The sequence below is a fragment of the Kaistia sp. SLG-1 genome, from assembly GCF_059699055.1.
Map to the genome: position 1 here is coordinate 219,430 of NZ_AP048544.1, position 16,327 is coordinate 235,756.

11 protein-coding genes are annotated in these 16,327 nt (G+C 68.2%); 6 read left to right on the top strand and 5 right to left on the bottom strand.

Translation table 11 applies throughout. From position 1 onward, the window contains the following. Positions 1–59: 59 nt before the first annotated feature. The 4 genes from rpoN (at position 60) to AC6HZP_RS01035 (ending at position 3,771) form a co-directional block, all read left to right on the top strand. On the top strand, positions 60–1,607 hold the full coding sequence (gene rpoN / locus AC6HZP_RS01020; RefSeq protein WP_497525037.1) for an RNA polymerase factor sigma-54: 1,548 nt from the start codon (positions 60–62) through the stop codon (positions 1,605–1,607). A gap of 273 nt (positions 1,608–1,880) precedes the next feature. Next, positions 1,881–2,480: a ribosome hibernation-promoting factor, HPF/YfiA family gene (gene hpf, locus AC6HZP_RS01025; protein WP_497525038.1), complete on the top strand. Its 600-nt coding sequence runs from the start codon at positions 1,881–1,883 to the stop codon at positions 2,478–2,480. Between the two features lie 99 nt (positions 2,481–2,579). After that, entirely contained in the window at positions 2,580–3,053 is a 474-nt protein-coding gene (gene ptsN / locus AC6HZP_RS01030; protein ID WP_201401675.1) for a PTS IIA-like nitrogen regulatory protein PtsN, read from the top strand. A gap of 166 nt (positions 3,054–3,219) precedes the next feature. Then, a complete protein-coding gene (locus AC6HZP_RS01035; RefSeq protein WP_201401676.1) occupies positions 3,220–3,771 on the top strand; it encodes a DUF3833 family protein in 552 nt (183 codons plus the stop codon). A 499-nt stretch (positions 3,772–4,270) separates the two neighbouring features. On the opposite strand, the gene polA is transcribed toward AC6HZP_RS01035, so the two are convergent. Further along, positions 4,271–7,210: a DNA polymerase I gene (gene polA / locus AC6HZP_RS01040; RefSeq protein WP_497525039.1), complete on the bottom strand. Its 2,940-nt coding sequence runs from the start codon at positions 7,208–7,210 to the stop codon at positions 4,271–4,273. Between the two features lie 108 nt (positions 7,211–7,318). Beyond that, on the bottom strand, positions 7,319–7,858 hold the full coding sequence (locus AC6HZP_RS01045; protein ID WP_497525040.1) for a hypothetical protein: 540 nt from the start codon (positions 7,856–7,858) through the stop codon (positions 7,319–7,321). Positions 7,859–8,095: 237 nt separating this feature from the next. Between AC6HZP_RS01045 and AC6HZP_RS01050 the strand changes: the two genes are divergently transcribed. Beyond that, positions 8,096–10,969, top strand: a complete 2,874-nt coding sequence (locus AC6HZP_RS01050) for a transglycosylase domain-containing protein (protein ID WP_497525041.1) — start codon at positions 8,096–8,098, stop codon at positions 10,967–10,969. A 481-nt stretch (positions 10,970–11,450) separates the two neighbouring features. Here AC6HZP_RS01050 and AC6HZP_RS01055 read toward each other — a convergent pair whose 3' ends face one another. After that, positions 11,451–12,971 (bottom strand): glycosyltransferase family 39 protein, encoded by a 1,521-nt coding sequence (locus AC6HZP_RS01055; RefSeq protein WP_497525042.1) that lies wholly within the window; start codon positions 12,969–12,971, stop codon positions 11,451–11,453. Further along, a complete protein-coding gene (locus tag AC6HZP_RS01060; protein ID WP_201401679.1) occupies positions 12,968–14,083 on the bottom strand; it encodes a glycosyltransferase family 2 protein in 1,116 nt (371 codons plus the stop codon). The genes AC6HZP_RS01055 and AC6HZP_RS01060 overlap by 4 nt, the downstream gene beginning before the upstream one ends. A 327-nt stretch (positions 14,084–14,410) precedes the next feature. On the opposite strand from AC6HZP_RS01060, the gene AC6HZP_RS01065 reads away from it, so the two are divergent. Further along, positions 14,411–15,091 (top strand): DnaJ domain-containing protein, encoded by a 681-nt coding sequence (locus tag AC6HZP_RS01065; RefSeq protein ID WP_497525043.1) that lies wholly within the window; start codon positions 14,411–14,413, stop codon positions 15,089–15,091. Positions 15,092–15,393: 302 nt separating this feature from the next. On the opposite strand, the gene AC6HZP_RS01070 is transcribed toward AC6HZP_RS01065, so the two are convergent. Beyond that, complete coding sequence (locus AC6HZP_RS01070; RefSeq protein ID WP_497525044.1) at positions 15,394–16,263, bottom strand: sugar phosphate isomerase/epimerase family protein; 870 nt, start codon at positions 16,261–16,263, stop codon at positions 15,394–15,396. Positions 16,264–16,327: the final 64 nt, after the last annotated feature.

Sequence of the window (16,327 nt, forward strand, 5' to 3'; positions counted from 1 at the left end):
GTACCAAGATCCTCTTGTAGCAAGGCTTGCCGCGCCGCACCGGGATCCGCCGCCGAACAATGGCTCTTTCACAGAAACTCCTGCTGAGGCAGAGCCAGTCGCTGGTGATGACGCCGCAGCTGATGCAAGCCATCAAGCTGCTGCAGCTCTCCAATCTCGACCTCGTCGCCTATGTCGATGCCGAGCTCGAGCGCAATCCCATGCTCGAGCGCGACGACCGGGACAGCGCCGCCAGCATCGCCCTGCCGTCGGCGAGCGACGCCGACGCGGTCGAGGACCGCGCCGTGGCGCGCGACGTCGCCGACGAGCGCCCGGACTGGCTGGAGACGCGGCTGGAGGTCTCGCCGGACGCCATCGCCGCCCGCCTCGATACCGATCTCGCCAATGTCTTTCCCGACGACCACGGCGCCGCTTCCGGCGAAGCGGCGCCGCCGCCGCCCGTCGACCCCTGGTCGATGCCGTCGGAGCGCCACTCGGTCAGCGCCGACGACTACAATCTCGAAGCCTTCGTCGCCGAGCAGAAATCGCTCGCCGGTCTGCTTGGCGACCAGCTCGGCCTCGCCGTTACCGATCCGACGCGGCGGCTGATCGGCCAGGCGCTGATCGACGAGGTCGACGAGGCCGGCTATATGCGCGGCAGCGTCGAGGCGATCGCGCAGCGCCTCGGCGCGCCCGTGGCCGAGGTCTCGGCCGTGCTTGCCATCCTGCAGACCTTCGAGCCCTCCGGCGTCTGTGGCCGCGATCTTGCCGAATGCCTGGCGATCCAGCTGCGCGATTTGAACCGCTTCGATCCGGCGATGGCGACCCTCGTGCGGCATCTCGATCTCGTCGCGCGGCGCGATTTCGCCATGCTGAAGCGGATCTGCGGCGTCGATGACGAGGATCTGGCCGAGATGCTGCGCGAACTGCGCGCCCTCGATCCGAAGCCCGGCAGCGCCTTCGGCTCGGCGCCGATCCAGCCGGTGGTGCCGGACGTCGTGGTCCGCGCCGCGCCGGACGGCAGCTGGCGGATCGAGCTCAACACCGAGACGCTGCCGCGCGTGCTGGTCAATCAGCGCTACTACGCCAACGTCGCGCGCCAGGCCAAGGGCGAGGACCGCGCCTATCTCAGCGAATGCCTGCAGACGGCGAACTGGCTGGTGAAGAGCCTCGACCAGCGGGCGCGGACGATCCTCAAGGTGGCGAGCGAGATCGTGCGCCAGCAGGACGGCTTCCTCGCGCACGGCGTGGCGCATCTCCGCCCCCTCAACCTGAAGACGGTCGCCGAGGCGATCGAGATGCATGAATCGACGGTGTCGCGCGTCACCTCGAACAAATACATGGCGACGCCGCGCGGCGTGTTCGAACTCAAATATTTCTTCACCGCCTCGATCGCTTCCTCCGAGGGCGGCGAGGCGCATTCGGCCGAGGCCGTCCGCCATCGCATCAAGGCGCTGATCGACGCGGAAGCGGCAGACGAGGTTCTTTCCGACGACGCGCTGGTCAAGATCCTGCGCGACGGCGGCATCGACATTGCGCGACGGACTGTCGCGAAGTACCGCGAAGCGTTGCGGATTCCGTCTTCGGTGCAAAGACGGCGGGAAAAGCAAGCGCTTCTCGTGTCTTAAAGTTTAGGCATCTACCCTTGCCTTGGGCTCGACGGATGACCAAGTCCAAGACATGATGGTGTCTGCCGGGCGCCTTTCTTGACTTCCCGGCACGCTGTCACTAGAAGGGCGCGGCGCCAATGGCGGCCGGGGCCTCTGAGCCGGAGAAGCCCGGTTCAAGTCTGGTAGGCCTTTGGGAGAGCCGGAACGCGACGTGCCCGACGGGGCTTGCTCGACGTCTAGGCGGTGGGCGAGCCTCGGATCGCAACGACGACCAAGGGGTACGAGAAGTCCATGTCTCTGCGCATCTCCGGTAAGAATATCGATATCAGTGACGCCTACCGCACGCATGTGGAAGGCCGGGTTGGCGACGCGATCGGGAAGTTCTTTGTTGGTGGGTATTCGGGCCGTGTGGTCCTCGAGCGCGATGGCACCGGCTATCGCGTCGATTGCGCGCTGCATCTCGACAGTGGGGCCGATCTCCACGCCGAGGGACGCGGCCACGAGATTTACCCGACCTTCGAGCAGGCGGCGGATCGGATCGAGAAGCAGTTGCGGCGCTACAAGCGCAAGTTGAAGGACCATCATTACAACGAGCAGCGCAATGGCGCGGCCGAATTCGATGCCAATTACACGGTCCTCGCGGCGACGCCCGACGAGGACGAGGAACTGGCAGAGGACTACAAGCCCATGGTGATCGCCGAGGAAACCAAGGCGCTCCGGATGATGTCCGTCTCCGGCGCGGTGATGGCCATGGATCTCGCAGAATCACAGGTCGTCGTGTTTCGGCACGCCGGCCATGGCGGCGTTAACGTCGTCTATCGCCGTCGCGACGGCAATATTGGGTGGATCGACCCGGCGCAGGCCGGCAAAGGGGATTCCGTCGGTAGTTAATTCCGCGTAAACTCGGAAAGAAGCTTCGGCGCGCTCGGGGAGCGCGCCGAACGACGGGTCTCGGACCAAAGGTTTGAACGAGGCATTTTGAACCAAGTCATGGACCTCAGTGATCTGATCAGCCCGGACGGCATCGTCCCGGCCCTGAAAGCCAATGGCAAGAAGCAGGTTCTTCAGGAACTGGCCGAAAAGGCCGCGAAACTGACCGGTCTCGACGAACGGCAGATCTTTGACACGCTGCTGCAGCGTGAGCGGCTGGGCTCGACCGGTGTCGGCAACGGCATCGCCATCCCGCACGGCAAGCTGGCGGCGCTGACCCGCATCCACGGCGTGTTCGCGCGCCTGCCCAAGCCGATCGACTTCGAATCGCTCGACGACCAGCCCGTCGACCTGATCTTCCTGCTGCTCGCGCCGGAGAATGCCGGCGCCGATCACCTGAAGGCGCTCGCCCGCATCGCCCGCCTGCTGCGCGAGCCGGGCCTCGCCAACAAGCTGCGTGCTTCCGGCGACCAGGCGGCCCTCTATGCCGTGCTGACGGAAAGCTGCGCCGCCGCCAACGTCGCGACGGGCTGACGCACCGGAAATCTCAGGCCAGAGCGTTTTTGAGCGAAGCGGATACCGGTTCGCGTGAAGAAAACGCGACCCGACAAATAGCGAGAGCCTTTCCTCGTTTCCACGAAACGATGAATGGCTCTAGACTGCCCGGCATGACATCTGGCGCATGCCGGGGGCCTCACCCATGAAGATCGCGCTTCGTCTTGCCGGCCTGGTCCTGCTTCTCGCCTGTGGCGCGGGCGGACCGACGATCGCCGCCGGGCAGACGCTGGAAGAGGCGTTTCGCGGCCAAGCGACCGGCGTCGGCCGGTTCAAGAGCCGCCTCGCCGGCGTCGACCGCGGTTTCGTCGTCACCACCAACGGGCGTCGCAGCGGCGAGGATTTCATCCTCGACCAGGTCTTCCGCTTCGACAATGGCTCGCTCGACCGCCGCACCTGGCGCTTCCGCCGCACCGGCCCGGACACCTATGTCGGCACGCGGCAGGACGTCGTCGGCGAGGCCGCCGTCCGCGTCGAGGACGACCGCATCCGCATGTCCTACGACCTGATCACGCGCGGCCGGGATGGCGGCAAGCTGCAGCTGCATTTCGAGGACACGATCCGCCGCACGGGTCGCAACACCATCACCAACAATGGCGTGATCTCGACGCTCGGCATGAAGGTCGGCTCGGTCGACGTCACCTTCAAGCGCCAGAAATTCGGCCGCGGCCGCGCCGAGGAAACCGCGCGGCGGTAGGGGGCTTCGGCTTTCCTACGAGGTCCAGGCTCGGTCCTTACCTCGCCCTGAGGGAGGTCTTTGCGCAACATCGCCTTCATTGTGCTGATCGGATCTTGCCACCCCCGCCGTCATCCCGGCGAAGGCCGGGATCCAGACGCACAGGCCTGTGGCCGATAGGCTGAACCAGGCTTTTCTGCTCGATGTTTATGGGCCCCGGCCTCCGCCGGGGCGACGGTGCACGGCCCTTAGGTCGTGAGCAGCATGGCAACTTCGGTGTTCTGCAAGGCCTCCTCTGGGAGAGGTGAAGCAGTGCCTTCCGGGTTCCTTCTCCCTCCCCCTTGTGGGGAGGGCGGGGTGGGGGTGCGACCTCGGGGCGGGGAATTTGAACTCGAGTGCGGATCTCGGAGGGACGGAGCCGGTACCCCCTCCCTAACCCTCCCCACAAGGGGGAGGGGACTTTTTGAGCTTCCCCTTGCGGCGCCTTCCGGTCGGAAACAGGGAACGACCGTTCCCCCCTTCAGTGCGCCTCGTCCCAGTTGTCGGCGGCGCGGGCGTCGACGTTGAGCGGCACGCTGAGCGAGACGGCCGGCGACGGTGCGTTCTCCATCACGCGGGTGACGAGCGCCAGCGTCGGTTCGACCTCGGCTTCCGGCACCTCGAAGATCAGTTCGTCATGCACCTGCAAGAGCATGCGGGCGTTGAGGCCCGCCGCCTCCAGCGCCGGCTCGACGCGGATCATGGCGCGGCGGATGATGTCGGCCGCCGTGCCCTGCAGGCGGGCATTGATGGCGGCGCGCTCGTTGAAGGCGCGGATCGAAGCGTTCCTCGACGCGATCTCCGGATAGTGGCAGCGGCGGCCGAACAGGGTCGTCACATAGCCCAAATCGCGGCAGATCCGCTTCGTCTCCTCCATGTAGTCGCGGATGCCCGGGAAGCGCTCGAAATAGCGCTTGATGTAGGCGCCGGCTTCCTCGCGGGCGATCGACAGCTGGTTGGCGAGGCCGAAGGCCGAGATGCCGTAGATGATGCCGAAATTGATCGCCTTGGCGCGGCGGCGCACTTCCGAGGGCATGCCCTCGACCGGCACGCCGAACATTTCGGACGCCGTCAGCGCGTGAATGTCGATGCCCTCGGCGAAGGCGTGCTTCAGCTGCGGGATGTCGGCGATTTCGGCGAGCAGCCGCAGCTCGATCTGCGAATAGTCGGCCGAGACCAGCTTGTGGCCGGGATCGGCGATGAAGGCGGCGCGGATCTTGCGCCCCGCCTCGGTGCGGACCGGGATGTTCTGCAAATTCGGCTCGGACGAGGACAGGCGGCCCGTCGTCGTCGCGGCAAGCGCGTAGGAGGTGTGGACGCGCTTGGTCTCGGGATGCAGATAGGTCGGCAGCGCGTCGGTATAGGTCGAGCGCAGCTTGGAGAGCTGGCGCCAGTCCAGAATCTTCTGCGGCAGCGCGTGGCCCTGCTCGGCGAGGTCCTCCAGGATGCTGGCGCCGGTCGCCCAGGCGCCGGTCGCCGTCTTGGTGCCGCCCGGCAACCCCATGACGCCGAACAGGATGTCGCCGAGCTGCTTCGGCGAGCCGACATTGAACGGCTGGCCGGCCAGTTCCTGGATCTCCGCCTCCAGCGCGCCCGCCTTCTGGGCGAACTCGCCGGAGAGGCGCGAGAGGATGGCGCGGTCGATCGAGATGCCGCGCCGCTCCATCGAGGCCAGCACCGGCACCATCGGCCGCTCCAGCGTCTCGTAGACGGTGGTCATGCCCTCGGCGGCGAGGCGCGGCTTCAGCACCTGCCAGAGTCGCAGCGTGACGTCGGCGTCCTCGGCGGCATATTCGCTGGCGCGCTCGATCGGCACGCGGTCGAAGGTGATGCGCGCCTTGCCCTTGCCGGTGACGTCGTCGAACGAGATCGGCTTGTGGCCGAGCCATTTCTCCGACAGCGGGTCCATGCCATGCGTGCCGCGCCCGGCGTCGAGCACGTAGGAAATCAGCATGGTGTCGTCGAACGGCGCCGTGTCGATGCCGTAGCGGGCGAGCATCAGCCAGTCATATTTGAGGTTCTGCGCCACCTTGAGCACGGCGCGGTCCTCGAGCAGCGGCTTCAGGATGGCGAGCGCCGTGCGGATGTCGAGTTGGCCTTCGATGAGACCTTCCGTGAACAGGCCGTCGCCCTCGCCGCGATGCGAGAGCGGGATGTAGCAGGCCTCGTTCGGCGCGATGGCGAGCGAGACGCCGACCAGCTCGGCCTGCATCGGATCGAGCGAGGTGGTCTCGGTGTCGACGGCGACGACGCCGAGCTCGGTGGCGCGCGCCACCCAGGCCCAGAGCCTGTCTTCCGTCGTGATCGTCTCGTAGCCGGAATGCGAGAACGGGATCGCTTTGACGGCGCTAGCGCGGGCGGCGGCGAGGCTCGCCGGCGTCAGCCCGCCGATATCCTCGATCGCCGGCTGCGGCGCGCCATCGGGGCCGATTGCTGCGGGAGCCGTTTCGCGGCCCTTGGCGGTCAGCGCGTCATTCGCCTCGACGGCGCCGGATTCGACGCCGGTCGCGGCGGCGACGCGGCCGGTCAGCGTCGTGAACTCCATCGCCTTCAGGAACGAGATCAGCTGCTCGCCGACGACGGGGCGGACGCCGAGCCGGTCGATCGGCTCGTTGACCGGCACGTCGCAATCGAGCGTGACCAGCCGCATCGAGATGCGCGCCAGCTCCGCATTGGCGATCAGCGCCTCGCGCCGCTTCGGTTGCTTGATTTCCTCGGCGCGGGCGAGCAGCGTTTCGAGATCGCCATAGGTCTCGATCAGCTGCGCCGCCGTCTTGATGCCGATGCCGGGCACGCCGGGAACGTTGTCGACCGAGTCGCCCGCGAGCGCCTGCACGTCGACGACCTTCTCCGGCGGCACGCCGAATTTCTCGATGACCTCGTCGCGACCGATCGTCTTGCCCTTCATCGTGTCGAGCATCAGCACGCCGGGCTGGATCAGCTGCATCAGATCCTTGTCGGAGGCGACGATGGTGACATCGGCCCCGGCGGCGACCGCCTGCTTGGTATAGGTCGCGATCAGATCGTCGGCTTCAAAACCTTCCTGCTCGATCGACGGCACGTTGAAGGCGACGACCGCCTTCCGGATCAGGCCGAATTGCGGGCGCAGGTCTTCCGGCGGCTCCGGCCGCTGCGCCTTGTACTGGTCGTAGAGCGCGTTGCGGAAGGTGGTCGAGGAGTGGTCGAAGATGACGGCGAGATGCGTCGGCTTGACGCCGGTCTCGTTCGCGTCCTTGAGCAGCCGCCACAGCATGTTGCAGAAGCCGGCGACGGCGCCGACCGGCAGGCCGTCCGACTTGCGCGTCAAGGGCGGCAGCGCGTGGTAGGCGCGGAAGATGTAGGACGAGCCGTCCACCAGGAAGACGTGGTCGCCTTTCTGGACGGGGCGCGAGACGATGGCGGGAGCGAGCGTTTCTGACATGCGCGGACTATGCCCGCGAGCTTCCGATTTGGCTACAGCGCGCGTCGTGATCCCAGCCGGTTCTCCTGCCAGACCCCTGCCAATCATCATGCCCCTGCCAATTCGCCGCTAGCGGGCGGCGGCGGGCGCCGTGGCGACGACGCTGGCGATCGCGAGGCAGGCGACGACGCCGGTGAGGCCGAGCACGAGCTGCATCGTCGGCCCAGCCGCCAGGCCGGCGCCGACGGCGATCGCGCCGATCAGGCCGAGGCCCGTCGCGCCGCCGAGGCTCGCGAGCCGCTCGCGGGCGAAGGCGGCGATAACAGCGCCGAGGCTGCCGGCGATCATCAGTCCGAAAATGCCGAAGGCGGCGAAGAGCGCCCAGTGCTCGGGCGCCGGCAGGATCGGCGCGAACGGGGCGAGGGCGGTCAGCGCCGCCGCGCCGAGCACCGGCCGCCGCCGGAGCGCGGCGACGCGGGTGGCGGCGAGCGCCCCCGCCATGAAGGCGGATATCATCAGCGCGATCGGCGCCAGGCTGGCAAGTGCTGCGGCGGCGTCGACCGGCAGCTTGGCGCCGACGAGGGCGACGAGTGTGACGGCGGCGGCAAGCGTGGCGGCGACGCGGATCGTCGCGCTGCTGTCCGAAATCTGTCTCGCTGCCTGTGCCATTGCCGTTGTCTCCGAACGACCGCCTGTCGCAGCGGAATGTCGCAGCTTCGGGCCTCCGGCGCTGTTACGCGGGTCACAGGGAGAACGCGCGGTTGTGGATGAGGTTGCCTGTTCCACTTCGGATCGGTGGCGGGGGGAGGCAATTCCCCTCAAATCGCCGTATTCGTCGGGCATTCGGGGCCCTACATCCTGCGCGATTAGCGCTTTCTTGACCTTTTTGTGGAAGACGAAACAAGCATGGCGAGACCGATTCCGGGGCGAGATCGGATCGAACCGGTGCTCGACACGCAGCAGGATGCGGAGCCGGGCGCGTTCGACATCCGGCTCGGCGAGGACGATCGTCCCGCCGGCGGCCGTTCGGAGACGCGGTTTGGTCGCGGTCGCGCCGAGCGGGCCCGCGAGCGTTCGAGCGAGGCCGATCGGACCGTCGACGAGCGCAGCGAACCCGCCTTTGGCCGCGCCGCGAAGGCGAACGAGCCGGGCTGGGACGACGAGCCCGCCTGGGAAGAGACCGGTCGCGCCGAGCCGCGCTGGGACGACCCGGACGAGACGCCCCGGGCCGCCCGTGGCCGGCGCGCGAGCGCCGCGGACGCGCCGAAGCTCGGCGCACCCGAGATCGACGGCACGGCCGACCGCAAGGGGCGGACGCGGCGCGAGCCGGAACTGGGCGCCGGTGAGCGGCGCAAACGCGGGGTCGAGCCGGAAACTTTCGACGCCGACATTGAGGATGCGGAATTCATCGATCTCGATGAAGATGACCCCATGGCCGATTCCCGTCGCTCGAAATCCAGCCGCCGTGCCCCGTCCCGCAAGAAGGGGCGCGCGCGCGGCCGCAAGCGTTCCGGCGGCGGCTCCGGCCTCGGCCGCTTCATTCGCGGCAGCATCAAATGGGCGCTGATCCTGATGTTCTGGGGCACGGTGGCGCTCGGCGGCACCATCGCCTATTTCGCCACCCAGCTGCCCTCGACGGCCAATTGGGCCGTGCCGAAGCGGCCGCCCAACATCAAGATCCTCGCCAATGACGGCACGCTGATCGCCAATCGCGGCGACACCGGCGGCGAATCCGTCCGCATCGACGAACTGCCGCCCTATCTGAGCCAGGCGGTCATCGCCATCGAGGACCGGCGCTTCTACAGCCATTTCGGCGTCGATCCGTTCGGCCTGCTGCGCGCGGCCTATGTCAATTTCCGCTCCGGCGATGTCGTCCAGGGCGGCTCGACGGTGACGCAGCAGCTGGCCAAGAACCTGTTCCTGAAGCCGGAACGCACCATGGACCGCAAGATCCAGGAAGCGATCATGGCGCTGTGGCTGGAGAGCAAATACTCCAAGGCCCAGATCATGGAGTCCTATCTGAACCGCGTCTATCTCGGCGCCGGCGCCTATGGCGTCGATGCCGCGTCGCGGCGCTATTTCGGCAAGTCGGCGCGCGACATCTCGCTGAAGGAGGCCGCGATCCTCGCCGGCCTGCTCAAGGCGCCGTCGCGTTTCGCTCCGAGCAGCGATCCCGATGCCGCCAATGCGCGCGCCAATGTCGTGCTCGGCGCCATGCGCGAGTCCGGCTTCATCACGGCCGCGCAGCAGAAGGAAGCCGCTTCGATCACCGTCAAGGCGCAGTCCGAGGGCGAGGGCGGCGCGGGCCGCTACGTCGCCGACTGGGTCGCCGACCAGGTCCCGGATGTCGTCGGCGCGCTCGAGCAGGACGTCATCGTCGAGACGACGATCGATCCGCATCTGGAGGCGACGGCCGGCAAGGCGCTCAGCGAGGCGCTCGACAAGAGCGGCAAGTCGTTCGGCGTGTCGCAGGGCGCGCTGGTGGCGATCGACGGCACCGGCGCGGTGCGGGCGCTCGTCGGCGGGCGCGACTACCAGGCGAGCCAGTTCAACCGCGCCATCTCGGCGAAGCGCCAGCCCGGCTCGGCGTTCAAGCCCTTCGTCTACCTGACGGCGCTGGAATACGGCCTGGTGCCCGAGACGATCCGCAATGACGAACCGACGCGGATCGGCAACTGGGAGCCAAAGAACTACGAGAAGATGTACAAGGGCCCGGTGACGCTGCAGACGGCGCTGGCGCTCTCGCTCAACACGATCGCCGTCCAGCTCGCCAACGAGGTCGGCCCCGATCGCGTCATCAAGACGGCCGAGCGGCTCGGCATCACCTCGACCCTGCAGCCCAACCCGTCGCTGGCGCTCGGCACCTCCGAGGTCAGCCTGCTGGAGCTGACCGACGCCTATGTGCCCTTCGCCAATGGCGGCTTTGCCGCCAAGCCGCACGTGATCGCGCGGGTGAAGGACCTCTCCGGCAAGACGCTGTACGAGCGGCCGGGCGCGGCGGCGAGCCAGGTCATCGATCCGCTCTATGTCGGCATGATGAACAGCATGATGACCGACACGCTGCAGCGCGGCACCGGCCGCAAGGCGGCGATCGCCGGCTGGCAGGCCGCCGGCAAGACGGGCACCACCAACGATTCCAAGGACGCCTGGTTCGTCGGCTACACCGCCAATCTGACCACCGGCGTCTGGCTCGGCAATGACGATTCCAAGCCGACCAAGCGGATGACCGGCGGCAGCCTGCCGGCGCAGATCTGGCAGCGCTTCATGACCGAGGCGCACAAGGGCGTCACGGTCGCGGCGCTGCCGGGCAACTACAGCTATCGCGATCCCGCCAGCTTCCAGGAGCCGCCGACCGAGTTCGACGGCCAGTCGGAGATGCAGGGCGGGCTCGTCGACGAAAATGGCCAGGTCGTCGGCGGCGGCGGCCAGCCGCACTATGCGCCGTCCGGCCAGCCGCCCTACCAGCAGCAGCCGGATGGCCGCGCCCAGGGCCGGGATCCGCAGTACCAGCAGCAGCCCGCCGGCCGGGCCGACAATGGCGGCCAGTATGGCGGCTATGCCGACGATCCCGAGAGCCCTGATGATTGGCGCGGCAGCGACTATCAGGCGCCGCCGCCCGGCGCCCGCATCTATCGCGAGGGCGACCCGTCCTATGGCGTCGAGCGCGGCGCGCCCGTCCCGCCGGCGAGCGTCGGCCAGGGCGGCCAGGCGAGTCAGGACGGCGTCTACCAGGCGCGGCCGCATCGCCGGAACTTCATCGACCGGCTGTTCGGCGGGTAGGGGCCTAGGAGCCTCACCTTGAACCCTCCCCTTGAGGGAGGGTCAAGACCGCCACCAGGCGGTCTTGGGGAGGGGTTCTTCGTCCGTGTTGCTGCAAGTTCCGCGAATTACCCCCTCCCGAAAACGCGAAGGGCGTTTTCGACCTCCCCTCAAGGGGGAGGTTCAAGAAAGAAGGCCGGATTCTATCTAGATCCGACCCTTATGGCCCGGACGCTCAGTGTCTGGCCCGTAGTTCAACACGCGAGTCCGATTTCCCGCTCGAGCCGCGTTGCCCCTTACCTCTCCCTGAGGGAGAGGTCGGAGCGAAGCTCCGGGTGAGGGTTTAGGGAACCCTCAGCAGCACCCACTGCCGGAGCCTAACACTCGAGGCCGTAAACCCTCACCCGCCGGCCTGCGGCCGTCGACCTCTCCCTCATGGAGAGGTGTAGCAAGGGTATTTCGGCCTTCGCTAGAAGGGAGGGCTTGCTATGCCCCGGCCCCCTCAGGGCGGGTTCTCGGCACCTGCCGGCGCCTCGATCCGGAACGCGTAGGAGGGCACGATGTCGATGCCGTCGAAGCGGCGCGTGACCTCGCCGAGTGGCTCGGCGGTTCCGAAATGCTCGCGGACAGCGGCCGCATCCGGGTTCACCGACAGGACCAGGCCGACGCCCGAGAGGCTGGCCTCGGACGGGACAGCGAACGAAACATAGCGCTGCCGCTCGTTGAACTGCGCGATCGGGACGGCGGGCATCTCACGCGCCAGCTTGGCGTTCAGCTGGTAATTGTCGGTCAGGATGTAGTTGGCGCCGATCGACTGCCGGAGCGCGTCGGCATCCCGGGCGAAATCCGGCCAGCCGCGGGTCATCCGGATGATGGGATCGCGGGGGCCGAGGGCGCGGATCGGCAGGAGCGCCGCGTGGATTCCGACGAGCGCGATGAGGACCAGCGCGACCGGGATGGCGAAGCCCGTCAGGCGCCGGATAGCAGGCCGCGACGAGGCCATGGCGGCGATCATTCCGGCCGCGGCCGCGATCGAGAAGGCCGGGAAGAGGAACGCCGGCCAATTGCCCTCGACGCGGCTGCGCAGTGCGTGAAACGCGAAATAGGCGCAGGGCGCGAGCAGCATCCAGAGGAGGACCGCCCTGCCGCCGCCCGGCCGGTAGACCGACCGCGCCGGCCTGGTGAGCCCCCAGAGGCCGAAGCCGAAGACGAGCGGCGTCGCCAGCCCGAACTGCGCCGCGACCAGCTCCGCCAGGTAGTGCGGCGCGAAACTCCAGTTCGACGTGACGCGGCCGCCCTGCTTGGTGAAGGTCGCCCAGCCATGCTCCAGGTTCCAGATCAGGTTGGGGGCGAAGACCAGGATGGCGATCAGAAGCGCCAGCCACGGCCAGGGCCGCAGCAGCTGGCGCCGGAGCACGGGAACGGCCAGAACCGCGGCGGCGAAGCCGGCCGCGAACAGCGCGCCGGAATATTTCGCTTCCATCGCCAGCCCGGTCGCGACGCCCATCGCCACCCACCAGCGCGGCCGGTCGTCGACGGTGAGGCGCGCGGCGAAATAGGTCATCGCGGCGGCGAACAGGACCAGCGGCGCATCCGGCGTCGCCAGCGTCATGCCAAGGAAGCCGATCAGCGTCACATTGAAGAGGATGGCGGCGAGGGGAGCGGCGCGCCGGTCGGTGATCAGCAGGTCGGCCGCCCGCCAGATGAAGACGCTCGCGGGAACCGTCGCCAGCACGCAGACGAGCCGCACGCCGAACTCGCCCGGCCCGACCAGCATGGTGCCGAGCCGGATGAAGACCGCGATCATCGGCGGATGATCGAGATAGCCGGCGGAGAGATTGGCGCCCCAGAGCGCGTAATAGGCCTCGTCCGGAACGAGCGGCACGGTCGCCGCGAGAACCAGTCTCCCGACCAGGATCAGGGCGATGAGCAGGATCGCCATCCGGCGAAGGCTGTCGGGCGTCGCGCGCCCGGGATGGAAGACGGGCAGGCCCGCCGTCCCGACGTCGCTGGCGGCGCTCACGGTTTGTCCCTCCAGACCAGCGCCGTGCTGACGGCGTAGTTCCAGACCACGCCGATCAGCGAGCCGGCGATGCCGGCGACCCACCATCGCGACGTCTCCCAGAACACCCAGCTGCCGACGCCGATATTGGCCGCGGCGCCGAGGCCGCAGATCGCATAGAACTTGGCCAGTCCCGGCAGCAGCCGCCAACCGCGCAGCCGGCGGTCGCGATAGGTCAGGACGTTGTTGATCAGGAAGTTCGAGGTCATGGCGGCAAAGGTCGCGACCGACTGGGCCGTGGCGAAATGCGCTCCGTTGACCAGTATGGTGCGGAGCACCGCGAGATGCAGGGCGAGACCGAGCGTTCCCACCGCCGCGAAGGAGACGAAGCGGATCGGCACGACGTCGCGGGTGACCTTCGCGACCAGCAGGCCGAGGAAATCGAGCAGGACGCGGTTGTCGAGCTTGCTTTCGCCGTTCTGGCGGGAGGCGAACGCGTAGGGGATCTCGACGATCTTGAGGCCCGCCGGCGCCGTCGCGAGGATGTCGAGCAGGATCTTGAAGCCCTGGCTCGACAGGCGCGGCGAGAGGTCGTCGATCAGCTCGCGCCGGAGCATGAAGAAGCCGCTCATCGGATCGCTCGACGTGACGCCGAGCAGCTTTTGCGTGGCGACCGTGGCGGTGCGGCTGAGCATGCTGCGCGTCGCCGTGAAGCTCGCGGCCGCGCCGCCTTCCGCGTAGCGCGTCGCCACCACGACGTCGGCGCCCTCGGTCATCGCGTCGTACATGCGCGGCAGCAGGCTATCGTCATGCTGCAGGTCGGCGTCCATGACGGCCACGATCGGGCCCTGCGCGGCGAGCATGCCTTCGATGCAGGCGCCCGCGAGGCCGCGCCGGCCGACGCGGCGGATGCAGCGGATGCGCGGATCCAGCCGGCCGCGATCGCGCAGCGCCCGCGCCGTGCCGTCCGGCGAGTTGTCGTCGACGAAGATCGCCTCCCAGCGCAGGGCGCCCAGAGTCTCGCGCAGCCGCGCGAGCAGGGGATCGATATTGTCCACTTCGTTGAACGTGGGGATGACCACGGTCAGTTGCGGAGCGACGTCGCTGACTGCAGCGACAACCGGGAAGTTCATGCCGTCTCCAATAGACATTCGGGATGCCCGCCTTCGGCGGGCTGGGCGCGCGGCGTCTCGCTTCCGGAACGCTACCTGACGCGCGCCAACCACCTTGGCGATCGAGCAAATCGCCCAATTTGCGGCTTTTGCTGGGCTTGAAAGGAGGGTTCGCACGATTCCGCTGCGGCAATATGACTGTCGGCGCTGGAAGCGTTCATGCGGCCGCCATCGCGGTGGACATTGCCGGCCAGCCGTGGATAGTGGCGGCGCGCTGCTTCGCGGCGTTTTGTTTTCTGCCCCCTTTCATGGAAAGGCCGGGCACCCCGTCCAGGGAGTCATCTGGCGATGGCCGACAAGCGCAGTCTCTACAGCGAGCTGGCCATCGAGCCCGGCGCGACGCCGGCCGAGATCGACAAGGCCTATCGGCAGCGGGCGCGCGCCGCGCATCCCGACGCGGGCGGTTCGTCCGAGGCGTTCCACAAGCTCAGCCACGCCTATGCCGTGCTGTCGGATCCGGAGCGCCGCAAGGCCTATGACGAGACCGGCTATGAGGGCGAGCTCGCCGCCGACGACATCGTCGGCCGGGCGATGGAACGCATCCAGGCGCTGGTCGTCTCAGTGCTGGAAAGCGACCTGCCGTTCGAGGCGGTCGACCTGATCGCGCCGATCCGCGACACGCTGACCAAGCAGAAGGGCGATATCGGCGCCGGCATCCGCAAGCTCGAGAAGCAGGCGAAGCGCGCCGAGGCGATGGCCGCCCGCTTCCGCCGCCAGACGGGCGACAATGTCATCCGCAAGGCGCTGGAGCGCCGCGCCGCCGACACGCGCGAGATGGCGGAGAAGACCCGCCGCGAGGAAGCCGTGTTCGCCAAGGCGATCGAGCTGCTCGCCGACTACACCTTCGATTTCGAGCCGCCCAAGCCCCCGGAGCCTCCCAAGCCGCCGGAGACGAAGGCGCCGGAGACGAAGCCCCCCGAGCCGCCAAAGCCCGGCGCGCCCAAGCGCACGCTCAATCTGGTGCGGTGAGGCTATCCTTCACCTCTCCCTGAGGGACTTTCTGGAAGCACTGTCCTCATCATGCTGAGGAGGCCCGAAGGGCCGTCTCGAAGCACGCAGGATGGTCGTGCGTCGCGTGCACCGGCGTCATCCCGGCGAAGGCCGGGATCCAGACACACTGACGGTGACCAGAAGGCTCAGCCAGGATTTCCCGGCCGGTGTTCATGGGCCCCGGCCTCCGCCGGGGCGACGGTGCCTTGCTCATCGGCGGTGGACTACCTGGCGACCCTCGGTGTTCTGCAAAGGTCTCCGAGGCGAGCGGGGAAGCGGGCCTACCCCCCGTTCGCCCGCGTCGTCGCGAAGTGGTGGCGGATGAAGTCGCGCTCGATCAGGAGATGGGCGAATTCGTCCGGATGCGGGCCGTCATAGATCAGCGTGAAGGGCCCGCGGAAGCCGGCGGCGATGGATGCGTCGAGGCAGCGGCGGTAGTCCTCGGCGTTGAGCACGCCGTCGCTGAAATCGGCCTTGGCGTGGCAGCAGATGGCGAGATCGAAGATCGCCTGCAGATCGGCATATTTGCCGTCGCCCGACCAGTTGCCGAAATCCCCGTTGAGGCTGACCGTCTCGTCGAGGCGATCGAACAGGTAGCGCACCTCGCGCGGGCCGGGCAGCAGCTCGAACCAGTTCTCCGTGACGACGCGCACACCGCGCGCCTCGCCATGCCGGCCGAGGCGGATCAGGCCGTCGACGCTCGAATCGAGCGCCGCGCGGGTCGGCTCGGCGCGGCCGGCGATGACGCGGGCCTGCTCGGCGCCGAGGGCCGCGGCGGTGTCGATCCAGCTCTCGATCCAAGCGAGGTCGCGCTCGCGCGTCTCGGGATTGGTGATGTCGCCATATTCGATCAGCAGGGTCTGCAGCGTGACGCCCGCCTCGGCCAGCGCGGCGCGGAATTCGGCCGCGTATTCGGCGTCACGGCGGGGGACGTGGAAGGAGCAGACCTCGATGCGGTCGATGCCGAGGGCGGCGACGGCGCGCGGCATGTCGAGCAGCGACAGCCGGCCGGGACCGTAGGTCGCCTCGGCGACGGCCTCGACGTCATGGTCGGGCCGGTTCGGATAGGTTAGGCCGAGCGCGCGATGCAGGCTCCAGCTCGAGACGGCGAGCGGCGGCGACTTCGCCGGGTTCTGGCGGACGGATGTCATGGCGGGGCCTCTGCTGGAGCCGGATGGCGCCGGCGATCGGATCTGGCGTCGGCGCGCTGCCATC

Excerpts from the sequence above, each read along its gene's own strand:
- rpoN (WP_497525037.1), top strand. The coding sequence starts at position 60 with ATGGCTCTTTCACAGAAACTCCTGCTGAGGCAGAGCCAGTCGCTGGTG.
- hpf (WP_497525038.1), top strand. The coding sequence starts at position 1,881 with ATGTCTCTGCGCATCTCCGGTAAGAATATCGATATCAGTGACGCCTAC.
- ptsN (WP_201401675.1), top strand. The coding sequence starts at position 2,580 with ATGGACCTCAGTGATCTGATCAGCCCGGACGGCATCGTCCCGGCCCTG.
- AC6HZP_RS01035 (WP_201401676.1), top strand. The coding sequence starts at position 3,220 with ATGAAGATCGCGCTTCGTCTTGCCGGCCTGGTCCTGCTTCTCGCCTGT.
- polA (WP_497525039.1), bottom strand. The coding sequence starts at position 7,210 with ATGTCAGAAACGCTCGCTCCCGCCATCGTCTCGCGCCCCGTCCAGAAA.
- AC6HZP_RS01045 (WP_497525040.1), bottom strand. The coding sequence starts at position 7,858 with ATGGCACAGGCAGCGAGACAGATTTCGGACAGCAGCGCGACGATCCGC.
- AC6HZP_RS01050 (WP_497525041.1), top strand. The coding sequence starts at position 8,096 with ATGGCGAGACCGATTCCGGGGCGAGATCGGATCGAACCGGTGCTCGAC.
- AC6HZP_RS01060 (WP_201401679.1), bottom strand. The coding sequence starts at position 14,083 with ATGAACTTCCCGGTTGTCGCTGCAGTCAGCGACGTCGCTCCGCAACTG.
- AC6HZP_RS01065 (WP_497525043.1), top strand. The coding sequence starts at position 14,411 with ATGGCCGACAAGCGCAGTCTCTACAGCGAGCTGGCCATCGAGCCCGGC.
- AC6HZP_RS01070 (WP_497525044.1), bottom strand. The coding sequence starts at position 16,263 with ATGACATCCGTCCGCCAGAACCCGGCGAAGTCGCCGCCGCTCGCCGTC.